Source organism: Mesorhizobium sp. M1E.F.Ca.ET.041.01.1.1 (genome assembly GCF_003997355.1).
Taxonomy (GTDB): Bacteria; Pseudomonadota; Alphaproteobacteria; order Rhizobiales; family Rhizobiaceae; genus Mesorhizobium.
Genome location: NZ_RZSL01000745.1, coordinates 1 through 2,523, shown reverse-complemented (window position 1 = coordinate 2,523; position 2,523 = coordinate 1). Strand labels below are relative to the sequence as shown.

General features: G+C 62.2%; 3 protein-coding genes and 1 pseudogene. All 4 read right to left on the bottom strand.

The features are described from left to right. Positions 1-122 precede the first annotated feature (122 nt). The gene (locus EOA38_RS33490) at positions 123-467 is read right to left on the bottom strand and encodes a cupin domain-containing protein (protein ID WP_189435100.1); all 345 of its coding nucleotides are present in this window, start codon (positions 465-467) and stop codon (positions 123-125) included. A gap of 5 nt (positions 468-472) precedes the next feature. Continuing rightward, complete coding sequence (locus tag EOA38_RS33485) at positions 473-1,753, bottom strand: O-acetylhomoserine aminocarboxypropyltransferase (protein ID WP_127301244.1); 1,281 nt, start codon at positions 1,751-1,753, stop codon at positions 473-475. Positions 1,754-1,913: 160 nt separating this feature from the next. Continuing rightward, complete coding sequence (locus EOA38_RS33480; protein ID WP_127301243.1) at positions 1,914-2,435, bottom strand: CoA-binding protein; 522 nt, start codon at positions 2,433-2,435, stop codon at positions 1,914-1,916. Then, positions 2,432-2,523: pseudogene (locus EOA38_RS41175) on the bottom strand (ATP-binding protein); the annotation flags it as partial. The pseudogene EOA38_RS41175 and the gene EOA38_RS33480, both read right to left, overlap by 4 nt.

Here is a 2,523-nt window from a genome sequence, read left to right as displayed (position 1 = left end):
GTCATGGAATGGATCCTCGGGTCTGCGCTGCGTCGCTACGCTCCTTGCTCCGCCCGTGGATGACGAAACGATAAACGCCTCGGCCAATCTTGAACGTATTCAACACAGGAACCGGAGGCGCTTCAAAGCCGGATCACATATTCCTTCCGCGTCGTCTCCAGCACCTCCCAGGTGCCTTTGAAGCCCGGCCGCAGCACGAAACTGTCGCCGGCCTTGACCGTGCGCGCCTCGCCGCCGTCCTCGGCGATGACCGAAACGCCGGACAGGATGTGGCAGAATTCCCATTCGTCATAGACGATGCGCCACTTGCCGGGCGTCGCTTCCCAGATCCCGGCATAGAGGCCGCCGTCCCGCTCCTCGACGTTCCAGGTGCGGAATTTCGGGTCGCCCGAGATCACGCGATCCGGGGCCGGCGCGCCGGCCTCCGGTTCGACGTTATCGGCTTTGACCGCAAGAAAGGCCGACATCGCGATCAGACCTTGCCGAGCGCCTGTTCCAGGTCGGCAACGATGTCGTTGACATCCTCGATGCCGACCGAAAGGCGAACCGTGTCCGGTCCGGCTCCGGCCTTGATCTTCTGCTCGTCGGAAAGCTGGCGGTGCGTGGTCGAGGCCGGATGGATGACCAGCGACTTGGTGTCGCCGACATTGGCCAGGTGCGAGAACAGCTCCAGCGCCTCGACGAACTTGACGCCGGCCTCGTAGCCGCCCTTGAGGCCGAAGGTGAAGACAGCACCAGCGCCCTGCGGCGAATATTTCTTCTGCAGCGCGTTGTTCTTATCGCTCGGCAGTCCGGGATAGTTCACCCAGGCGACTTTCGGATGGTTCGAAAGCCAGGCTGCGACGCTCACTGCGTTGTCGCAATGGCGCTGCATGCGCAGCGGCAGCGTTTCAAGGCCGGTCAGGATCAGGAAGGCGTTGAAGGGCGAGATCGCCGGGCCGATGTCGCGAAGGCCGAGGACGCGGGCGGCGATGGCGAAGGCAAAATTGCCGAAGGTCTCGTGCAGCACGAGGCCACCATATTCGGGGCGCGGCTCGGACAGCATCGGGTACTTGCCCGACTTCGACCAGTCGAAGGTGCCGCCATCGACGATGGCGCCGCCGATCGAATTGCCATGGCCGCCGATGAATTTGGTCAGCGAATGCACGACGATGTCGGCGCCGTGTTCGATCGGCCGCACCAGATAGGGCGAGGCCAGCGTGTTGTCGACGATCAGCGGCAGGCCGTGCCTGCGGGCGATGTCACCGATCTTCTCGATGTCGACGAAGATACCGCCGGGATTTGCGAGGCTCTCGATGAAGATCGCCTTTGTCTTGTCATCGATCTGGCTCTCGAAGGTCGAGATGTCGTTGGTGTCGGCCCAGCGCACCTGCCAGTCGAAATTCTTGAAGGCGTGGCCAAATTGGTTGATCGAGCCGCCATAAAGCTTCGTCGCGGCGATGAAATTTTCGCCGGGGCGCATCAGATTGTGGAAGACGAGCACCTGGGCGGCGTGGCCCGAAGCGACGGCAAGCGCCGCCGTGCCGCCTTCGAGCGCGGCAAGGCGTTCCTCAAGAACGGCTTGAGTCGGGTTCATGATGCGGGTGTAGATGTTGCCGAAGGCCTTCAGCCCAAACAGCGAGGCGGCGTGGTCGGCGTCGTCGAAGACGTAGGAGGTGGTCTGGTAGATCGGCGTGGCGCGCGCGCCGGTCGCCGGATCCGGCTTGGCGCCGGCATGAACGGCGAGCGTGTTGAAACCGGGTGTACGGGTCATCTAAGCCTCCCTCTCTAAACCTTTCGAAAATCGCCGGGCATTCTTGGCGAAGCGTGGCGGCGAATGCAAAGAAGAAAATACCTTTCGGCGTGCGATCTGCGGCGAACGTCCGGAAAAATCCATCACTTCCCGGAATAATTTTGCGCGGCCGGTAGCCTGTCTATTTCTGCCGCACGCCGAAGCTCTGGAAGCCCTGCCGCATCACGGGCTTCTTCGACGACAGCACGCCGGAATTGACGCCGGTCCAACCGATCTCGCCCGACAGCTTGCCATATTCGATCTTCGGGCATCGGTTCATCACCACCTTGATGCCTGCGGCCTCGGCGCGGGCCGCGGCCTCGTCATGGCGCACGCCAAGCTGCATCCAGACGACCTTCGGCAAGGGATCGAGATGCAGGATCTGGTCAACGATGCCCGGCACCGCCGCCGAGCCGCGAAAAATATCGACCATGTCGATCGGCTGCGGCAGGTCGGCCAGGCTGGCATAGACCGTCTGCCCGAGTATCTGCTTGCCGGCATGGCCGGGATTGATCGGGAGCACCGAGAATCCCTTGGAGAGCAGGTATTTCAACACGAAGTAGCTTGGGCGCACATCGTTGGGCGAGGCGCCGACCATGGCGATGGTCTTCACCGAGTTCAGGATCCCGGCGATATAGCTGTTGTCGTAGGCGTCGTGATTCATGGCTCGTCCTCATACAGCGCTTCGGCGAGAAAGGCAGCCGGATCGCTGCAGAAGTCGCGCATCATGCGAAAATGGTCGGTGTCCTGAA

Bases quoted from the DNA above. Each gene is read 5' to 3' on its own strand.
- EOA38_RS33485 (WP_127301244.1), bottom strand. From the start codon at position 1,753: ATGACCCGTACACCCGGTTTCAACACGCTCGCCGTTCATGCCGGCGCC.
- EOA38_RS33490 (WP_189435100.1), bottom strand. From the start codon at position 467: ATGTCGGCCTTTCTTGCGGTCAAAGCCGATAACGTCGAACCGGAGGCC.
- EOA38_RS33480 (WP_127301243.1), bottom strand. From the start codon at position 2,435: ATGAATCACGACGCCTACGACAACAGCTATATCGCCGGGATCCTGAAC.